This is a genomic window from Actinoplanes sp. NPDC051411 (assembly GCF_040682075.1).
Lineage (GTDB): Bacteria > Actinomycetota > Actinomycetes > Mycobacteriales > Micromonosporaceae > Actinoplanes.
The window spans coordinates 1-17,261 of the sequence record NZ_JBFBAD010000062.1; the positions used below are offsets into that span (position 1 = coordinate 1).

At 71.7% G+C, this 17,261-nt stretch carries 18 protein-coding genes and 2 pseudogenes; 8 read left to right on the forward strand and 12 right to left on the reverse strand.

Annotation, left to right across the window (positions count from 1 at the left end; all coding sequences use genetic code 11):
* From AB0M88_RS30140 to AB0M88_RS30150, 3 genes and pseudogenes are all read right to left on the reverse strand, one after another.
* Nucleotides 1-621 (reverse strand): annotated as a pseudogene (locus AB0M88_RS30140) (hypothetical protein); the annotation flags it as partial.
* Nucleotides 622-810: 189 nt separating this feature from the next.
* On the reverse strand, nt 811-1,353 hold the full coding sequence (locus AB0M88_RS30145) for a GNAT family N-acetyltransferase (protein ID WP_364108170.1): 543 nt from the start codon (nt 1,351-1,353) through the stop codon (nt 811-813).
* A 47-nt stretch (nt 1,354-1,400) separates the two neighbouring features.
* Nucleotides 1,401-3,173 carry an FAD-binding dehydrogenase gene (locus tag AB0M88_RS30150; protein ID WP_364108172.1) on the reverse strand — a complete coding sequence of 591 codons (1,773 nt, stop codon included), beginning with the start codon at nt 3,171-3,173 and terminating at the stop codon, nt 1,401-1,403.
* A 175-nt stretch (nt 3,174-3,348) separates the two neighbouring features.
* Between AB0M88_RS30150 and AB0M88_RS30155 the strand changes: the two genes are divergently transcribed.
* A complete protein-coding gene (locus tag AB0M88_RS30155) occupies nt 3,349-4,218 on the forward strand; it encodes a hypothetical protein (RefSeq protein ID WP_364108174.1) in 870 nt (289 codons plus the stop codon).
* Nucleotides 4,219-4,329: 111 nt separating this feature from the next.
* Nucleotides 4,330-5,031, forward strand: a complete 702-nt coding sequence (locus AB0M88_RS30160; RefSeq protein WP_364108176.1) for a hypothetical protein — start codon at nt 4,330-4,332, stop codon at nt 5,029-5,031.
* Nucleotides 5,032-5,049: 18 nt separating this feature from the next.
* On the opposite strand, the gene AB0M88_RS30165 is transcribed toward AB0M88_RS30160, so the two are convergent.
* The 5 genes from AB0M88_RS30165 to AB0M88_RS30185 all read right to left on the reverse strand — a co-directional run bounded on the left by AB0M88_RS30165 (nt 5,050) and on the right by AB0M88_RS30185 (nt 9,255).
* Nucleotides 5,050-5,178 (reverse strand): hypothetical protein, encoded by a 129-nt coding sequence (locus AB0M88_RS30165; protein ID WP_364108178.1) that lies wholly within the window; start codon nt 5,176-5,178, stop codon nt 5,050-5,052.
* 156 nt (nt 5,179-5,334) lie between these two features.
* Complete coding sequence (locus tag AB0M88_RS30170) at nt 5,335-5,625, reverse strand: protease inhibitor I42 family protein (protein ID WP_364108180.1); 291 nt, start codon at nt 5,623-5,625, stop codon at nt 5,335-5,337.
* A gap of 25 nt (nt 5,626-5,650) precedes the next feature.
* Nucleotides 5,651-6,379, reverse strand: a complete 729-nt coding sequence (locus AB0M88_RS30175; RefSeq protein WP_364108280.1) for an FAD:protein FMN transferase — start codon at nt 6,377-6,379, stop codon at nt 5,651-5,653.
* 32 nt (nt 6,380-6,411) lie between these two features.
* Nucleotides 6,412-6,909: an FMN-binding protein gene (locus AB0M88_RS30180; RefSeq protein WP_364108182.1), complete on the reverse strand. Its 498-nt coding sequence runs from the start codon at nt 6,907-6,909 to the stop codon at nt 6,412-6,414.
* Between the two features lie 18 nt (nt 6,910-6,927).
* Nucleotides 6,928-9,255 (reverse strand): ferric reductase-like transmembrane domain-containing protein, encoded by a 2,328-nt coding sequence (locus AB0M88_RS30185; RefSeq protein ID WP_364108184.1) that lies wholly within the window; start codon nt 9,253-9,255, stop codon nt 6,928-6,930.
* A gap of 54 nt (nt 9,256-9,309) precedes the next feature.
* Between AB0M88_RS30185 and cbiE the strand changes: the two genes are divergently transcribed.
* The 5 genes from cbiE to AB0M88_RS30210 are packed head-to-tail and all read left to right on the forward strand — an operon-like array spanning nt 9,310 to nt 13,236.
* A complete protein-coding gene (gene cbiE / locus AB0M88_RS30190; protein WP_364108186.1) occupies nt 9,310-10,521 on the forward strand; it encodes a precorrin-6y C5,15-methyltransferase (decarboxylating) subunit CbiE in 1,212 nt (403 codons plus the stop codon).
* The gene (gene cobM, locus AB0M88_RS30195) at nt 10,518-11,261 is read left to right on the forward strand and encodes a precorrin-4 C(11)-methyltransferase (protein WP_364108282.1); all 744 of its coding nucleotides are present in this window, start codon (nt 10,518-10,520) and stop codon (nt 11,259-11,261) included. The genes cbiE and cobM overlap by 4 nt, the downstream gene beginning before the upstream one ends.
* A gap of 22 nt (nt 11,262-11,283) precedes the next feature.
* Nucleotides 11,284-12,057 carry a cobalt-precorrin-6A reductase gene (locus tag AB0M88_RS30200; RefSeq protein WP_364108188.1) on the forward strand — a complete coding sequence of 258 codons (774 nt, stop codon included), beginning with the start codon at nt 11,284-11,286 and terminating at the stop codon, nt 12,055-12,057.
* A gap of 13 nt (nt 12,058-12,070) precedes the next feature.
* A complete protein-coding gene (locus tag AB0M88_RS30205; protein WP_364108190.1) occupies nt 12,071-12,700 on the forward strand; it encodes a hypothetical protein in 630 nt (209 codons plus the stop codon).
* Nucleotides 12,697-13,236 carry a hypothetical protein gene (locus AB0M88_RS30210; RefSeq protein WP_364108192.1) on the forward strand — a complete coding sequence of 180 codons (540 nt, stop codon included), beginning with the start codon at nt 12,697-12,699 and terminating at the stop codon, nt 13,234-13,236. The genes AB0M88_RS30205 and AB0M88_RS30210 overlap by 4 nt, the downstream gene beginning before the upstream one ends.
* Before the next feature lie 69 nt (nt 13,237-13,305).
* On the opposite strand, the pseudogene AB0M88_RS30215 reads toward AB0M88_RS30210, so the two are convergent.
* Nucleotides 13,306-13,428: pseudogene (locus AB0M88_RS30215) on the reverse strand (helix-turn-helix domain-containing protein); the annotation flags it as partial.
* Between the two features lie 324 nt (nt 13,429-13,752).
* Here AB0M88_RS30215 and AB0M88_RS30220 point away from each other — a divergent pair.
* A complete protein-coding gene (locus tag AB0M88_RS30220) occupies nt 13,753-14,844 on the forward strand; it encodes an IS630 family transposase (protein ID WP_364108194.1) in 1,092 nt (363 codons plus the stop codon).
* Here AB0M88_RS30220 and AB0M88_RS30225 read toward each other — a convergent pair.
* From AB0M88_RS30225 to AB0M88_RS30235, 3 genes are read right to left on the reverse strand one after another with little or no spacing between them, the layout of a single operon-like run.
* Nucleotides 14,841-15,416 (reverse strand): isochorismatase family protein, encoded by a 576-nt coding sequence (locus AB0M88_RS30225; protein WP_364108196.1) that lies wholly within the window; start codon nt 15,414-15,416, stop codon nt 14,841-14,843. The genes AB0M88_RS30220 and AB0M88_RS30225 overlap by 4 nt on opposite strands.
* Complete coding sequence (locus tag AB0M88_RS30230; RefSeq protein ID WP_364108198.1) at nt 15,413-16,795, reverse strand: MFS transporter; 1,383 nt, start codon at nt 16,793-16,795, stop codon at nt 15,413-15,415. Before AB0M88_RS30230 ends, AB0M88_RS30225 begins: the two co-directional genes overlap by 4 nt.
* Nucleotides 16,792-17,229 carry a MarR family transcriptional regulator gene (locus AB0M88_RS30235; protein ID WP_364108200.1) on the reverse strand — a complete coding sequence of 146 codons (438 nt, stop codon included), beginning with the start codon at nt 17,227-17,229 and terminating at the stop codon, nt 16,792-16,794. Before AB0M88_RS30235 ends, AB0M88_RS30230 begins: the two co-directional genes overlap by 4 nt.
* Nucleotides 17,230-17,261 lie beyond the last annotated feature (32 nt).

The window sequence follows — 17,261 nt, forward strand, 5'->3', positions numbered from 1 at the left end:
GCTGCCGATGCCGGTCGACTCGTTGCACGGGCCGCCCGGGCTGACACCGCAGTGCAGCGTGCCGAAGACCGAACTGCGGCCGTTGATGTCCTCCATGACGTCGACCTCGCCCGAGCCCGGCCACGACACCCCGGAGCGCAACGGCGCGCCGAGCATCCAGAACGCCGGCCAGTAGCCCGCCCCGTTGGCGGTGTTGACGTTGGGCTGCTGGAGGATCGACTCCATGCGTACCACGCCGCCGGGCGCCGCGCCGAAGGTCGCCGCCTGGGTCTCGACCCGGCCGGAGGTCCACCCGCCGCGCGGGTCGGAGCCGGAGTGGTTCGCCTGCAGCACCAGGTGTCCCTGGCCGTCGTAGTAGACGTTCGAGGTGCTGCTGGTCATCGTCTCGATCTCGCCGGTGCCGAACGTGCTGCCCGGCCCGGTGTCATATTTCCAGAGGCTCTGGTCGATGCCGGTGTTGGCCGCGCCGTTGAAGTCGTCGCTCCACGTCAGCGTGAAGCCGGCCGGCGCGCCCGGGACCGCGGCCTGGGCGTTCTCCGTTCCGACGACGGCGGCGGCCATGGGAAGGGTCGCCAGGGCGATCAGCGAGAGCGCTCTCTTCGACGTGATTCTCCAGCGCACGATGCGCCTCCGGGGATCGGGAATGCGGGGGTGGCTGAGATTCAAAGACATCGACGACTATGACGTTGTCAACGCCCGGCGAGGATCTCCGCCCGACCGCGCTCCGCCATTCGGCGGGAAAGGGCAGGCAGTGCTGGCGTCGGGCCGTCGCCTCGGCCAGTTCGAGAATCACAGCAACGCCGACGCGCATTACCTCGGCACCGGCCCGGCCCGTCTCCACTGGTCCCTGGTGATGGCGTGCACGGCGACCGGCTGGTCGTGTCCGGGCACGACGGTCTCGTGGTCGAAGCGGAGGCCCAACTTCTCCATCACCCGGGCCGACCGGTCGTTCCCGAGGTGGCGAATGCTGATGATCCGATCCAGGCCGCGCGAGGAGAACCCGAACCGTAAAGCGGCCCGAGCGGCCTCGGTCGCATAGCCGTGGCCCCACGCCGACCGGGCCAGCCGCCAGCCGACCTCGACCGCCGGCATGACCGACGGCAGGAAGTCGGGTACCGCCAGCCCGGCCCACCCGATCAGCTCGCCGGTCGACCGCAGTTCGATCGCGAACCGCCCGTAGCCGAGTTCCGCCCACTCCCCCTTCATCCGGTTCAGGCCGTCGGCGCTCTGCCGACGGTCACGGGTGGAACCGTCCAGGATGTAGCGCATGACCTCCGGGTCGGCATTGATGGCGGCTAGGAAGTCGAGGTCGTCGTCCCGCCACTGGCGAAGGGTCAGGCGCTCGGTGATCACCGGCGCATTCTCCACCTGCCGGGCCGAAGCTGGCCGCGCGACGGTGGTCAGGCGAGTTCGGCGGCGGCCGCCCGGCCGGTCTGGCGTCCGCTGAACAGGCAGCCGCCGAGGAAAGTGCCTTCCAACGAGCGGTAGCCGTGCACCCCGCCGCCGCCGAAGCCGGCGACCTCGCCCGCCGCGTACAGGCCGGGGATCGGCTGGCCGCCGGCGGCCAGCACCCGCCCGGAGAGGTCGGTCTGCAGGCCGCCGAGGGTTTTGCGGGTCAGGATGTTGAGGCGGACGGCGACCAGCGGGCCGGCCGACGGGTCGAGGATCTTGTGGGCGGGGGCGGTGCGGCTGAGCGAGTCCCCGAGGTACGACAGGGCGTTGCGGATGCCCATGACCTGGGCGTCCTTGCTGTAGCTGTGGTCCATTTCGCGGTCGCGGGCCTCGATCTGCCGCTGTACCTCATCCAGGCGAAGCAGGTCGTTGCCGACCAGCCGGTTCATGCCGGCCACCAGGTCGGGCAGGTTCAAGGCGCGTACGAAGTCGGCGCCCTTGTTCTCGAAGTTCTGGATCGGCCCGGGTGTCTGCCAGATGCGGGAGAGCAACTGGAGGATGTTCTTGTTGGTCAGGTCCGGGTTCTGCTCGGAGCCCGAGAGCGCGTATTCCTTGTCCACGATCTTCTGCGTGCTGATGAACCACGAGTAGTCGTAGCCGGTCGACGCGATCGTCCCGAGGGTGTGCAGCGTGTCGTAGCCCGGCATGTCGGGCGCCTTGAAGCGTTTTCCGGTGGCGTCGAACCACATCGACGACGGGCCGGGCAGGATGCGGATGCCGTGGTTGGGCCAGATCGGGGCGAAGTTGCGCACACCTTCGGTGTAGTGCCACATCCGGTCGGGGTTGACGACGCGGCCGCCGGTCTGTCCGGTGATGCCGAGCATGCGGCCGTCGACGTGCGCCGGCACGCCGGTGACCATGAACTTGGGCACCGGGCCGAGGCGGGCCGGCCAGTTCTGGCGCACGAGGTCCTGGTTGCCGCCGATGCCGCCCGAGGTCACGATCACGACCGGGGCCTTCAGGGAGAAATCGCCGACTTCGACTCGCGAACTCGGGGTGCCGCGGGCCGCGCTGCTCGGTTCCAGGACCTTTCCGCGTACGCCGGTGACCGCGCCACCCGTCCTCACGATCTCGTCGACCCGATAGCGGAACTTGAAGGTGACCTGGCCGGCGGCCGCGCCGTCGCGCACCTTCTTCACGAACGGTTCGAGGACGGCCGGGCCGGTGCCCCAGGTGACGTGGAAGCGTGGCACCGAGTTGCCGTGCCCGTCGGCCAGGCCGCCCCCTCGTTCGGCCCAGCCCACGAGCGGGAACCACTGCATGCCGAGCCCGGCCAGCCAGGCCCGTTTCTCGCCCGAGGCGAACTGCACGTACGCCTGCGCCCACCTGTAGGCCCAGTAGTCCTCGCCGGCCGGGTCGTCGACGCCGCGGTCGAATCCGGCCGCGCCCTGCCAGTCCTGCCAGGCCAGGTCGTACGAGTCCTTGATGCCCATGAGGTGCTGCTCGGCCGAGTTGACGAGGAACAGCCCGCCGAACGCCCAGTAGGCCTGCCCGCCGAGACTGGCCTCGGGCTCCTGGTCGAGAAGCAGCACCTTGCGCCCGGCCGCGATCAGTTCGGCGGTGGCGACCAGTCCGGCCAGCCCGTGCCCGATGACGATCGCGTCGGCGTCGTCGGCCGCCGCGGCCCCGAACGCGGGCGCCCCCGCCGTGGCGACGGCCAGTCCGGCGGCGACTCCGCCGGCCGCGGCGAGGGCCGTGCGACGAGTGAGACCAGGCTCCATGACCACTCCTGACGTGAGGTTGTTTCGCGTTTGCGATATAGAGGATCACGTCGATGGGTGCCGCGATAGTGGCCTACAACCGGACGGGAAGACTTTGTGGATCGCCCACAACGCGAGGAAGCATGAAGGAACCGGGCGTCGCGCAGGTAGGCGGCGTCCACGTAATAGCGTTCTGATGATGGACGTCCGGCTCTCGACCCAGGCCGCCCCCGACCGGATCACCAACGAAGACGGCGTGCTGGCGATCGGCGCCCTGGTCGCTGTTTTCGACGGCGTCACGCAGCCGTCGACGGTGGACAGTGGCTGCAGCCATGGCCCGGCCTGGTATGTGCGCCGCCTCGCCGCAAGACTCGCGCTCGCCTACGCGGACGCACCCGAAGATCCCCTGCCCGACCTGCTGGCCCACGCCATCGGCGACGTCGCCGACGAGCACCGCGCCACGTGCGACCTCACCCGGCCGGCGACTCCCGCGTCGACGGTGTGCATGCTCCGTGAGGGGCGGGACCACATCGACTACCTGGTGCTCTGCGACAGCACGCTCGTCCTCGACTGCGGCGAGAGGACTACCGCCGTCACCGACAACCGGATCCACCAGGTCATCGCGCGGACGCGGCCGGAAACCGTCGCCGGCTCGGAGGCCACGGTAAAGCCTGTCACCGTGGCGAAGTGGCGGCACACCAACCAGCGCGACGGCTACTGGATCGCAGCCGCCAACCCGCAGGCCGCGCACCACTCGGTTACCGGCCGCGCGCCGCTTTCCGGGCCGGATCGGGTTCGACGTGCGGCACTGCTCACCGATGGCGCCGCCGCCGCGGTGGACCAATTCCGCCTGTTCGACTGGGCCGGCCTGCTTGACGCCCTCGCCAGCAGCGGACCAGCCAAGCTCATCGGCCGGATCCGCTCCGCCGAGGCAGCCGCCGTCCTCGACGACGCCCGCCTGCGCTACAAGCGATACGACGACGCGACCGCCGCCATCTGCCTGTTCGAAGACACCGACCGCCGCCTCCTCCGCCCGCACGTGCGTCGGGACATCACGGGACCGTGAATATGGTCAGAGGTAATCCCACCTATTTACCCGGAAAGTGAGTATTTCTTCCCTACGCTGGGTGCCGTGCACCAGCCCGAACACTCGCACTCGGGGAAGGATCAACCACCGATGAGAAAACGTCTCCTGCTCGCCTCGGCCGGCGCCATGGCCGCCGCGCTGGCCAACGCCGCCCCGGCGGTCGCCGCCGGCGGGGCCGAGGTGACCCGTACGGCACCCGCTGGAGTGATCAAGACTTGCGTTGACAACAAGACCGGCGCTGTGCGCTGGGTCAACTCGAGTACGGCGAAATGCCGGACCGGCGAATGGATGATGTCCTGGAACTCGGCGGGGCCCACCGGCCCGGACGGGGCTCCGGGGGAGGCCGGTCCTCAGGGGCCGCCCGGGGAGACCGGTGCGACCGGTGCGACCGGCCCCCAGGGTCCGGCTGGTGTGGCCGGTCCTCAGGGCCCGGCCGGGGAGACCGGTGCGGCCGGTCCTCAGGGCGCCACCGGCCCGGTCGGCCCTCAGGGCTGGCCCGGTCCGGCCGGCCCACAGGGTCCACAGGGCGACACCGGTGGGCTGATCCTCGAGCGGGAGAGTTATCCGCTGTCGGGTGGCCTCCCCTCGTACACGGTCAGCTGTGCCCATGCGGAGGCCGATGCCATCGTCGGGTCGGTCACCTTGGACGAGTCGGAGGGCGCGACTTTGACCGGCAGCTACCAGGATCCGGCCAACGCCAGGAACTGGGTGTTCACCTTCTCCCAGGCGCTGGAGGCCGACGGTACCGCGTATATCACCTGCGCAAGGGTGCCCAGGCTGGCCCTCCCGTAAGGGCGCCGGGCCGATCGGTCAGTGGTGCGCCTCGGCCAGGGCGCGGCGGACCCGGGCGCTGAGCGGGGCCGGCTCGGCGTCGATCCGGGCCGCCGTGCCGGCGTCCAGGAGTACGGCCGGTGGGTGGGCTGGGCGGCGCGACAGCATCTCCGCGCGCCGGCCGGCCGGTGGGCGGCCGGCCGCCAGCGACGCCCGCCGGCCCGGGCGCCCAGGTCGTCGGCCGGATATCCGGCGCGCTGGGAGTCGCGCCGGCTGATCGCGTAGAGGGCCGCCTGGAGCAGCCGGGCGGCGTTCGATAACCAGTCAGGTGACGGTCACGTCGAGGACGCGCCGGTCCCGTGGCTCGGGCTTGTTTTCCCAGGAGCGCCGCTGTTCCAGGGTCACGGTCGCGCGGCCCGGATGCCGGCCCTCGACGACGGCGATCTCGTCGGCGCTGGCCCCGGGCGGCCGGCCGTCGATCTCCTCACGCGGCGCCGGTCCGACCGAGACCGCCACGGCGTCGCCGGTCACGTGGTAGCTCCAGCGGTAGCCGGCCGTACCCAGGCCGGGCAGGCGCACCGTGGTCCGCTCGCCGACCCGAAGTGTGACTTCCACCCGACCTCCCCGCAGAACGGAATCGTCAGACCGCGGCCGGAAGGTTCGCCGACGAGAAGGCGCGGCCGTCGTCGGTGACGACGGCCGATTGATATCCGTCGGCGGCCCGCTGGGCGAGCCACGAGATGCCCGCCTCGCCCATGGCGAGGGCGGCGGTCGCATAGGCGTCGGCCATCGAGAGATCAGGACCGACGACGGTCACGCTGCGCAATCCACGCGCGGGCTTTCCCGTACGCGGGTTGACCACGTGATGGCCCCGCTCGTACGTGCCGGACGTCGCGACCGCACCCTCGGTGACCGCCAGCACCCAGCTGATCTTGTCGGCCTCCCACGGGTGCCGGATGCCGACCCGCCACGGTTCGCCGTCCGGGTTGCCGCCGCGCATGCGGATGTCGCCACCGGCGTTGATGTAGTGACGGGTCGAGCCGGCGTCGGCCAGCCGGGCCGAGGCGACCTCGACCGACCAGCCCTTCACGTAGCCGGACGGGTCGAGCGAGCCGCCCGCGTATGCGTCGAAATAGCCGTCGGTGTCGCGCCACAGGTCGGCGCAGACGTCGAGCACGTGCCGCATGTCGGGCGAGCAGCCGGCCAGCGTGATCTCGCCGCGCTGCAGGCGGCAGACCTCACTCTCCGCCTTGTACGTGCTGAACCGGCGGTCCACCTCGTGCAACCAGTCGCACACCTCGGCGATCATGTCGCGGAGCTGCTCAGGGGGCTGGTCGTCGGCCAGTTCGATGCTGACGACCGTACCCATGACGTGTTCGACGTGACGCACGAGGCGTGACCCTACGCCTTGGCGGCGTCCAATGCCGATTGAAGCGACTTGAGGTAGGCCGCGCTGGTGTAGGTCGCCCCCGAGACCGCCGCGATCTTGTCGCTCTGCGCCTTCAGGACCTCCTGCTTGAGCGCCGGGATAGCCCGCGGGTTGATGGTCGCGCTGTCGCCGGCCAGCGGGTACGTCGCCGCCACATCGGTGATCGTCCCGCCGTCGATCTTCAGCGTGACCTGGATGGCGCCGTACGGGTATTGGATCTTCTTGCCCTGGATGTCGCCGTCCTTGAGGCCGGACTTGGCGGCCTCCTGTTTCTTCGCCGGAGCCTTCGCCTTGTCTTTGTCCTTGGACGCGGCGGACCCGGCCGGGGACGGCGAAGAGTTGTCGGCCACGTCGACCGGAGGCGGCGCTTCGGCGACCGGGGCCGCCGTCGGCGTCACGCTCAGTCGCACCCCGATGATCAGGGCGGCGCCGGTCAGGGTGCCGACGGCGGCTGCGGTACTACGTCGCATGACAGGAACTCCCGAAAACTAGAACTCGAAGGGGTCGAGGTGGAGCTGGCTCTCCGGAACATCGAGCTCGCGCAGCGTGCCGACCGCGGCCCCGACGAGACCGGGCGGCCCGCAGAGGTAGACGTCGCGGCGGCTCACGTCCGGCACCAGGCCGAGCAGGCCCGGCGGGGTGAACAGGCGGCGCGGGCCCGGGTCGTTGCGGGAGCCGACGATGTAGCGCACCCAGGCGTCCCGGCGCTCGGCCAGCTCCTCGAGCTCGCCGCGGAACACCAGCTCGTCGGGCCGGCTCGCCCGGTAGATCACGATCGTGTCCGGCGGCATGTCCTCGAGCAGGGCCCGGATCGGGGCGATGCCGCTGCCACCGGCGATCAGCAGGGCTCGGCGCCGGGTGCGCCGCTGCGCGGTGAACACCCCGAACGGCCCGGCCGCCCACACCGGCGTCCGCGGCTTCATGTCGGCCAGCCGCGCGGTGTGGCCGCCGACCGCGGTCACGGTCAGCCGCAGCCACTCCTTGTTCGGCGCCGCGGAGAGCGAGAACGGGTGGGACTGCCACCAGCCGTTGCGGGTCAGGAACCGCCACCGCATGAACTGGCCGGCCTGGGCGGGCAGCTTGTCGAGCTTCTTGCCGTCGATGTAGATCGAGAACGTGTTGGTGCCCTCGGTGACCACCTCGGCGACCTCGAACCGGTGCCGGGAGTTGAGCCAGAGCGGCTCGATCAGCCGGCCCCAGACCAGCGCCGAGATCACCAGAGCGCTGAGCCCGGGCCAGAACACCGAGGAGAACCGGCCGCTGAGGTCGGCCCCGGTCGCGACCTGGTGTCCGTAGCCGAGCAGCAGCACCAGGTAGCCCGCGAAGTGCAGCAGGTGCCAGAACTCGTACGGCAGCCTGGAGCGGGCGAACCGGATCGAGGTCAGCGAGATCACGACCAGGATGCCGGTGGCGATCACCGCGTTCATCATCTTGGGGAACGTGGTGATGATCATCCAGCCCTGCGACACGACGCCGCTCTCCGCGGTCAGCGCGTAGCCGTAGACGATCAGCACGATGTGCCCGAGCACCCCGACGACCAGCGAGGTGCCCAGCCAGCGGTGCCAGCGCAGCAGGTCACGCGCGCCGACCCACTCCTCGAGCCAGGAGACCCGGCTCATCATGAGCAGCTGGATGAACAGGATGTAGCCGGAGACCAGACCGGTGATCCGGCCGGCCGCGAGCATCGTCGTGGCGGCGTCGTTGACCGAGCCGCCCGGGGTGTCGAACAGCCAGAGCGAGACGGTGGTGGCCAGGCCGGAGAAGAACAGCAGGATGGTCAGCAGGCGGTTGCCGGAGAGCGCCTCGGCGGGCGGGCGGTCGTCCGGGATCGGCGGTTGCGCCGGGCCGCTGGCCTTCCAGCCGCTCGGGTCGGTCTGCGACTCCTGCACGATGTCGCTGCGGCGGTAGGGGTCGTCGAAATACGGATCCTGCGGATCGGCCCAGCCCGCCGGTGCCGGCTGATCGTCGATGTCCGGTACGGCGTACGCGTCGTCGAGACGCGCGCCGGGGTCGTCGCCCCACGGGTCGGCGGCCGGCCGGGACCGCTCGGCATCGTCGTCGCGGCGCCGGGGCCGCGGCTCGTCGAGCTGGACCGCCGAGAACTGGCCCGAGTCGGGCCGCAGCGCGTCGTAGGCCCCGGCGTCCCGCCGCACCTCGAACGAGCCGGTGTCCTCGCGGCGCGCCCGGAACGAACCGCTCTCCTCGCGCCGCGCCTCGAACGAGCCGGTGTCCTCGCGGCGCGGCTCCGGCCGCCGCCGCTCGTAGGACCCCGTGTCGTAATCGTCGCGGCGGGGCCGGGCGGCCTCGAACTCGTCGCCGCGCGGACGCATCGGCTCGAAGTCGTCGCCCCGCGGGCGGACGGTCTCGAACTCGTCGCTGCGGGGCCGGATCGAGGCGAACTCGTCGCTCGGCGGCCGGACCTCGGAGTACATGCCGGTCGGGTCGGAGTATTCGGACGCATCGGATCGCGGGCGGACGGAGTCGAACTCGTCGGTGCGGGGACGGACGGCGTCGAAGTCGTCGACCGGCTCGGTGGTCTCCCACCCGCCGGACGGATGCCGGTTCCAGGAGTCGTCGCGCCGGGGCCGGGCGAACGAATCCTCCTCGTCGGGCATGGCCCGCAAGTCGGCGAAATACCGCTCGTCGTCGTCCTCGGCCGAGCGCTGATCTTGAGGGCTCGGGAACACGGGCGGTCGCTGCGCCACGTCCTCAGCCTCCAGACGGTCGTCGTGGGCGTCGTCCGCCACCCCCTGCGGCGAACGTGACGACCCGGTCTCGGGAGCCGTCTGGCTGTTGTACGCAGCCGGGACCGGCATCGCTCAAGCCGGGGGAGAAAAATCCCGGGCCGGGCGCCGGGTTACGGTCTCGACGTGCAAACCGACAACCCCGACCTGGTCACGGTCGTCGGCGTCGGCGCCGGCGGGTGGGCGGACCTCGGGCGTACGCCCCAGGAGGCGCTGCTCGCGGCGCAAGTGATCTTCGGCAGCGACCGGCAACTCGATCTGCTCCCGGCCGAGGTCGCCGCCGAGCGGGTCGCCTGGCCGTCGCCGCTGCTCCCGGCCCTGCCCGACCTGCTCGAGGCGCATGCCGGCCGGCGCCGGGCGGTGCTGGCGAGCGGCGATCCGATGTTCCACGGCATCGGGGCGACGCTGGTGCGGCTGCTCGGCGCCGCGCGGGTGCGGGCCCTCCCCCACCCGTCGTCGGCGTCGCTGGCCGCCGCCCGGCTGGGCTGGCCGCTCGCGACGACCGAGGTGGTGAGCCTGGTCACCGCCGACCCGGCGGTGCTGCGGCGGGCGCTCAACCCGGGACGGCGGCTGCTCGTGCTGGCCCGCGACGCCGGCACCCCGGCCCTGGTCGCGTCGCTGCTGACCGGCTGTGGCTACGGCGAGGCCACGGTCACCGTTCTGGAACAGCTCGGCGGCCCGGCCGAGCGCGTGGTCGCCGGGACTGCCGCCTCCTGGGAGCATCCGCCCGGCGATCCGCTGGCGGTGCTCGCCGTCGAATGCGGCGACGGGCCCCGCGTCGCGGTCGTGCCGGGACTTCAGGACGACGCGTACGAAAATGACGGACAACTCACGAAGCGTGAGATTCGCGCGGTGACCCTGGCCGCGCTGGCGCCCGTGCCGGGCGCCCTGCTCTGGGACGTCGGCGCGGGTTCCGGAAGCATCGGCATCGAGTGGATGCGCAGCCACCCGTCCTGCCGGGCGATCGCGATCGAGTCGCATTCCGCCCGGGCCGCTTCCATCCGGCGCAACGCTTCGGCCCTGGGAGTCCCCGGTCTGCGGGTCGTCGAAGGCGCGGCGCCCGCTGCCCTGGCCGGGCTGCCGACGCCGGACACGGTCTTCGTCGGCGGCGGCCTGACCCGCGACGGCGTGCTCGACGCCTGCCTGGCCGCGCTGCCGCCGGGCGGCCGCCTGGTGGCCAACGCGGTGACGTTGGAGACCGAGGCGGTGCTGGCCGCTGCGTACGGCAAGCTGGGCGGTGACCTGACCCGCGTCGCGGTGAACCGCGCCTCGCCGGTCGGCGGATTCACGGGATGGAGACCGATGATGCCGGTGACGATCTGGTCGGTGACCCGATGACGGTCCACTTCATCGGCGCCGGCCCGGGGGCCGCCGATCTGATCACCGTACGCGGTCAGCGCCTCCTCGCAGACAGCCCGGTCTGTCTGTACGCCGGCAGCCTTGTGCCCACGGAACTGCTTTCGGTGTGCCCGCCGGGCGCCCGCCTGATCGACACCGCCCGGCTGACCCTCGACGAGATCATCGCCGAGATGGTCACGGCCCACTCGGCCGGCCAGGACGTGGCCCGCCTGCACTCGGGCGACCCGTCGGTGTTCAGCGCGGTGGCCGAGCAGATGCGCCGCCTCGACCTGGCCGGCGTCCCCTACGCCGTGGTCCCGGGCGTGCCGGCGTTCGCCGCCGCGGCGGCTTCGCTGGGCCGCGAACTGACCGTGCCCGAGGTCGCCCAGACGGTCATCCTGACCCGGACCGCCGAACGCGCCACCGCCATGCCCCCGGGCGAGGATCTGGCGACGCTGGGCGCCAGCCGGGCGACGATGATCCTGCACCTGGCCGTCCAGCGCATCGACGCCGTGGTGGCCGACCTGCTCCCGTCCTATGGTCCGCAATGTCCGGTCGCCGTGGTCGCGCGGGCGAGCCGTCCCGACGAGTTGATCGTGCGCGGCACGCTGGCCGATATCGCCGAGCGGGTGAAGGCGGCCGGCGTCAGGCGCACGGCCGTGATCGTGGTCGGGGCCGCCTTGACCGCCGCCCAGTTCCCCGACAGCCACCTCTACTCAGCCGGCCGATGCCGAAGCTGACCGGGTTCTCGGCGGTGGGCCGATGCCGGAGGTGACCGGCCGCCCCCGGGTGCTGATCCTGGGCGGCACCAGCGAAGGCCGCCGCCTGGCCGCGGCACTCGCCTCCGCGGCCGGCACCCCCTACAGCGTGATCAGTTCGCTGGCCGGGCGGACGTCGAAACCACTGGAGATCGCCGGCGACGTGCGGATCGGCGGGTTCGGCGGGACCCGAGGGCTGGTCGACTACCTGACGGCCGAGCGGATCGACGCCGTCGTCGACGCGACCCACCCGTTCGCGGCGACGATGACCCGGCACGCCGTCGACGCGGCGGCTCAGACCCGCACACCACTGCTCGTTCTGCGGCGGCCCGGATGGGTCGAGGAGGGCGGGGACGACTGGCGGCGCGTACGGGATCTGACCGAAGCCGCCGCCCTTCTCCCCCGCCTGGGGGACCGCGTTCTTCTCACCACCGGGCGACAGGGCATCGCCGATTTCGCCCGGGTCGAGGGCGCCTGGTTTCTGTCACGATCGGTCGAGAAGCCGGTGCCGCCGATGCCGCGGGGGCTCGAGACCGTGCTCGACCGGGGGCCGTTCACCCTCGACGGCGAGCGGCGGCTGTTCCGCGAGCGGGCGATAAACGTGCTGGTCACGAAGGACAGTGGTGGGCCGGCACCGAAGCTGGCGGCGGCCCGGGAGCTGCGGATCCCGGTCATCGTCGTCGACCGGCCGCCGATCCCCCCGGCCCCGGCGGTGACGACCGTCGAGGAGGCGGTCGAGTGGCTGAAAACGGCACTACCCAAGGTTGCCCGGCGGTGACACGCTCGGGGGCATGCCTGGCCGTCAGCTCTCCCAGGATCTCGCCGCCGTGCGCGCGCTGGTGGCCGATGGGCGTGACCGGCTGCGGGAGGCGACCGGCGACCTCGACCAGTTCTCGCTGAATTCGGCCCGGCGCCGGCTGGTGGAGGTCGACGAACATCTGGTCATGGCGGCGAGCGGACTCGGCGGCTGGTCCCGGGTGCTGGTCGGCACGCCGGCGATGCTGCTCGCCGCCGCGGCGACCGCGCTCGTGGCCCGGGCGCTGGGGTTCTCGACCTTCTGGGTGGTCGCCTGCGCCTGGGTGGCGGCGGTGCTGGTCGAATATCCGGTGCGCAAGTGGACGGTCACCCGGCTCGCGCCCGGGCTGGGCCGTCGCCGGCTGGCCCGGGCCGCGGTGACGGTCGAGCCGAGCAGCCCGCGCGACCTGGCCGGGCTGCCCGGGGCGCTGGCCGGCGCGCGCATCCGGCTGGTGTCGGCGATCCTGCGCGCGTCCGGTTCGAGGCACTGGCAGCCGGCATACCTGGCCCACCTGGCCGCGGAGAGCGCGACCTTCGGACGGCTGGCCGCGGCCGACACCCTGCTCTGCCAGGCGATCGACCACATTGAGCACTATCTGGCCGCCGAGACCAAGGAGCAGCCGTGAGCGACGACGTCTTCGGCGGCGAGGTCGAGCACCGGCTGCGCCGTGCGTCCGCCCGGGTGCGGGCGGCATCCTTGGACGCGCAGGCCCGCGACTGGGTCGCCGAGCGGCCCGACCGGGTCGGGTTCGCGCGGCTGGCGCAGGCCGACTACGAGATCGACCGGGCGGCCGGCCGGTTCGGCGCGGGCCTGCCGCCGCACTGGGGCCGGACGCTCGCCGGGATGCTCGCCGGGGCCGCGGTGTCGCTGACGATCCTGCTGACCGCTCGCCAGGCCGCTTCGCTGCCGGTCCTGCTGGCGGCGATCGGCGCCGGCCCGGTCGTCGCGCAGGCCGTGATCTCGTTCATCGGCCGTTTCCGGCCGCGGCCTACGCCCGGGCCGCCCGCGATCGATGATCCCTACTTCCACGGCGACCTGACCCGGCGCCTGGAGGCGTGCGCGGCCGCGGCCCGGGTCGACCGCTCGGAGGAGCACCGCGCCGCCGCCGACGACATCGGCCGCGCCCTGATCTGGCTGCCCGCCGCCCGGGCCGAGGAGTGAACGACCAGGACCCGCGGCTGACGCCGCGCTGAACCTGACCACGGGCAAGGTGATCGGCTCGCCGCACGCGTTCGGCGGGTCGAGGTAGAGACCGACGACGTCGCGGACCTTGGCAACGCGTTCCACGTCCGCGTCGGCAATCGTGCGAGGCCGGCCGGGCCGGGGCTCGTCCAATAATCCTTCGAGCCGCTCCGCGTGTTAGGTGAAACTCCCAGCTCCCCGGCGATCGCCCGTTCGGTGCCCCCGCAGCGTCCGCGCACGCCAGCACGCCTGAGCGCTTGACCGACGCCGCGACCAAGCGTTGGACCGCACCGCCCCGGTGTTGCCGTTGTTGCCCGGAACCCCGGCGCGGGCCGGCCACGATTACGTGCGGGTTCACGAAGTTCCGGCCCTACGTCGGGACCAAGACCGCCGACCAGATCCTCGGATCCATCGCCCGCTACCGCACACGCGTCAACGACTCACGGCACTAGTGTCCTGAGTCGTTAAATATGTGTCAGTGGGTACGGTGGGTTGATGCCTAACCCGGTGGCGGTGCCGATCGTGCTCACTGACGATGAGCGGGAGCGGCTGGGGGCGTGGTCACGGCGGCCTTCGTCGGCGCAGGCTCTGGCGTTGCGGTCGCGGGTCGTGCTGGCGTGCGCTGATGCGCCGGGTGCGCCGAACGGGCAAATCGCCGAGGATCTCGGGGTCTCGCGCAACATGGTCACCAAGTGGCGTAACCGGTTCGCTGCCGATCGGCTGGACGGTTTGCTGGACGAGCCACGGCCGGGCCGGCCTCGCACGATCGCCGACGCCGACGTCGAACGGGTCATCACCACGACTCTGGAAACCACGCCGAGAGATGCCACGCACTGGTCGACGCGCTCGATGGCGGCCGAGGTCGGCCTGTCCCAGACGGCGGTTTCCAGAATCTGGCGGGCGTTCGGCCTGCAGCCGCACCGGCAAGACGCGTGGAAACTGTCGAAGGACCCGCAGTTCATCGACAAGGTCCGCGACGTCGTCGGCTTGTATCTCGACCCGCCCGAACGCGCCGTCGTGTTGTGTGTCGATGAGAAGTCGCAGATCCAAGCTCTGGATCGCACTGCCCCGGTGTTGCCGATGCTGCCCGGTACCCCGCAACGCGCGAGTCACGACTATGTACGGGCCGGCACCTCCAGCCTTTACGCCGCTCTGGTTCTGACCACCGGCAAGGTGATCGGCAGTTTGCATGCCCGGCACCGGGCGATCGAGTTCAAGAAGTTCCTGCAAACGCTCGACCGTGAAGTCCCTGCCGACCTGGACGTACACGTGGTGCTGGACAACGCCTCCACCCACAAGACCCCGGCGATCAAACGCTGGCTCGCCGGACATCCCCGCTTCGTCCTGCGCTTCACCCCGACCAGCAGTTCCTGGCTCAACCTGGTCGAACGCTGGTTCGGTGAGCTGACCACCAAGAAACTGCAACGCGGCACCCACCGCAGCGTCCGGGCGTTGAACAACGACATCCGCGACTGGATCGGGAACTGGAACGACGACCCTCGCCCCTACGTCTGGACCAAGACCGCCGACCAGATCCTCGAATCCATCGCCCGCTACCGCGCACGCGTCAGCGACTCACGACACTAGCGGGTCTTGGCCAGCAGCTCGATGATCTCGGCGGTGGTGCCGAGTTCGCCGAGCATCGGGAAGATGCGGTCGACGCTGTTGGCGTGGGCGTCGGCGTTGATGTCGGTCATCGCGTCGGAGGCCAGCGTGACGTGGTAGCCGTGCTCGTGGGCCGCCCGCGCGGTCGACTCGACGCCGATGCTGGTCGCGATGCCGGTCAGCACGATCTGGGTGACCCCGCGCCGCCGCAGGTGCAGGTCGAGGTCGGTGCCGTAGAAGGCGCCCCAGTTGCGCTTGTGCACGATGATGTCGCCCTCGCCGCGGATGTCGTCGACGATGTCCTCGCCGCCGGCCGGACGCGGTGCGCTGCCGGACCGGCGGCCCTGGATGCGGCCGGGGGTGGCCTCGTCCGGGCCGGCGCCGACCTTCACCAGGACGACCGGCAGCCCGTGCGAACGGAACGCCTCCGCCAGCGAAGCCGTGCGGGCGACCACGTCGGCGGCCGGGATGGGGACGACCGGGGCGCCGACGATGCGCTCCTGCAGGTCGATCACGACCAGGGCGGTCTTCGGGTCCAGGGTGGAGACGGTCATGCAGCCGTACCTTTCGGTTGGGGTTCGCGCCCGACCCGGGATAGGGACGGGTCGACGAGGATCACCGCGAGCAGGAGTGCCGCGACGACGATCAGGAAAACCGCGAAGTGGTGCAGGCCGGCGGTTCCGGCACTCTGCCGGAAGAAGCTTCCGTACGCGGCGGACGCCACCATCGCCCCGAGGTACGCGAAGGTCCGCAGCAGCCCGGCCGACGCGCCCATCCGGGCCGGGTCGGCCTGGTAGTAGACCGCGTTCTGGTTGGCGAGGCTGTTCAGCCCCTGGGGCAGGCCGTTGACCGAGGCGATGAGCAGCGGCAGCCAGATCGGGCTGTGCGCGTCGAGCAGCAGCATCAGCACGCAGCCGACGACCTGGGAGGCCGCCCCGACCAGCAGTTTGGCCCGGAACTCCCGGCGCCGTCCGGTCAGCGTCGACACCCCGATGCCGACCAGCGACAGCGGCAGCAGGACCAGGCCGGCGTGGGAGGCGCTGAGCCCGCGGCCCGCTTCCAGCCACTGGGTGAAGCCGTAGAGCACGGCGTACGCGATGGTCTGGGCCAGCAGCGTCCGCACGTAGGTGAGGATCAGGGGCCCGTTGCCGCCGAAGACCCGCAGGTCGATGAACGGGTCGACGAACCGCAGTTCGCGCCAGCCGAAGCCGGCCGCGATCGCGACGGTGAGCGCGAGCAGCCAGATGTGCCCGGCCGTGGGCGACATCAGGAAGAGCATGAGGCTGGTCAGCATCCCGGCGAACAGCGCGATGCCGAGGTAGTCGAGCGGCGTGGTGCCGCCCTGACCGTGGTCGGCCTTGGGCAGCCGGAGCAGGCCGAGCACCAGGCAGGCGAGGGCGAGCGGAATGTTCACGGCGAAGATCGACCGCCAGCCGCCGAACGCGATCAGCAGGCCGCCGATCGTCGGGCCGATGACCACGATGGTCTGGGCGCTGACGGCGAGCGCGGTCAGTACGCCGGCCGGGCTGTCGAGCCCGGTGCGCCGGGACTCGGCGCGGATCAGGTACATCGCGGCCGGGTAGCCGGCGCAGGTGCCGATGCCGAGCAGGGCCCGGGCGGCGATCAGGACGCCGAGCGAGGGGGCGAGCACGCCGAGGACGCCGGCCACGCCGACCAGGGCGGTGCTGATCAGGTAGAGGCGGCGGGGGCCGTACCGGTCGACGAGCCGGCCGACCACCGGCTGGCCGGTCGCGGTGGCCAGGTAGAGCGCGGAGACCAGCCAGGCGGTCTGCGCGGGCAGGGCGTGAAACGCGACTCCGATCGGCACCAGCGCGACCGCGAGCGTCGACGAGTTGACCGGGTTGAGGACGGCGCCCAGCACCATCGGGGCGATCAGCCGGCGGTCGAAGCCCGGGGTGTCGGCCGTCGTCACAGCTCCACCAGCCGGTCGAGGAGCCCGAGCGCCTCGATGATGGTCTGCCGCTCGGCCTCGGTGTAGTGGTCGGTGAGCGAGCGGGCCAGCCACTCCTCGCGCTGCCGCCGGGAGCCGGCGATCGCCTCCCGGCCGGCCTCGGTGAGCGAGATCAGCTGCCGTCGGCCGTCGGCCGGGTCGGGCTGCCGCTGGATCAGGCCGTGTTCCTGGATCGCGGCGAGGGTGGCCGCCATCGACTGCGGCCGCACCCGTTCCAGGGTGGCGAGGGCGCTGGCCGAGGCGGGGACGCCCCGCTCGAGCCGGCTGAGCACCGACGTCTGCGACGGGGTGAGGTCGCCGAGCGCGGCCACCTCGCGCAGGCGGCGCCGCAGCCGGCTGAACACCGAGCGGATGTCCTTGGCCGCGCGCACCGAGGAAGCGGGGATCGTCTCCAAGCCACCCACGCTAATTTCTTCAGGTACACCTG

Coding starts and splice junctions, on each gene's coding strand:
- AB0M88_RS30150 (WP_364108172.1), bottom strand. CDS start 3,173: ATGGAGCCTGGTCTCACTCGTCGCACGGCCCTCGCCGCGGCCGGCGGA.
- AB0M88_RS30155 (WP_364108174.1), top strand. CDS start 3,349: ATGATGGACGTCCGGCTCTCGACCCAGGCCGCCCCCGACCGGATCACC.
- AB0M88_RS30160 (WP_364108176.1), top strand. CDS start 4,330: ATGAGAAAACGTCTCCTGCTCGCCTCGGCCGGCGCCATGGCCGCCGCG.
- AB0M88_RS30165 (WP_364108178.1), bottom strand. CDS start 5,178: ATGCTGTCGCGCCGCCCAGCCCACCCACCGGCCGTACTCCTGGACGCC.
- AB0M88_RS30175 (WP_364108280.1), bottom strand. CDS start 6,379: ATGGGTACGGTCGTCAGCATCGAACTGGCCGACGACCAGCCCCCTGAG.
- AB0M88_RS30180 (WP_364108182.1), bottom strand. CDS start 6,909: ATGCGACGTAGTACCGCAGCCGCCGTCGGCACCCTGACCGGCGCCGCC.
- AB0M88_RS30185 (WP_364108184.1), bottom strand. CDS start 9,255: ATGCCGGTCCCGGCTGCGTACAACAGCCAGACGGCTCCCGAGACCGGG.
- cobM (WP_364108282.1), top strand. CDS start 10,518: ATGACGGTCCACTTCATCGGCGCCGGCCCGGGGGCCGCCGATCTGATC.
- AB0M88_RS30200 (WP_364108188.1), top strand. CDS start 11,284: ATGCCGGAGGTGACCGGCCGCCCCCGGGTGCTGATCCTGGGCGGCACC.
- AB0M88_RS30205 (WP_364108190.1), top strand. CDS start 12,071: ATGCCTGGCCGTCAGCTCTCCCAGGATCTCGCCGCCGTGCGCGCGCTG.
- AB0M88_RS30220 (WP_364108194.1), top strand. CDS start 13,753: ATGCCTAACCCGGTGGCGGTGCCGATCGTGCTCACTGACGATGAGCGG.
- AB0M88_RS30225 (WP_364108196.1), bottom strand. CDS start 15,416: ATGACCGTCTCCACCCTGGACCCGAAGACCGCCCTGGTCGTGATCGAC.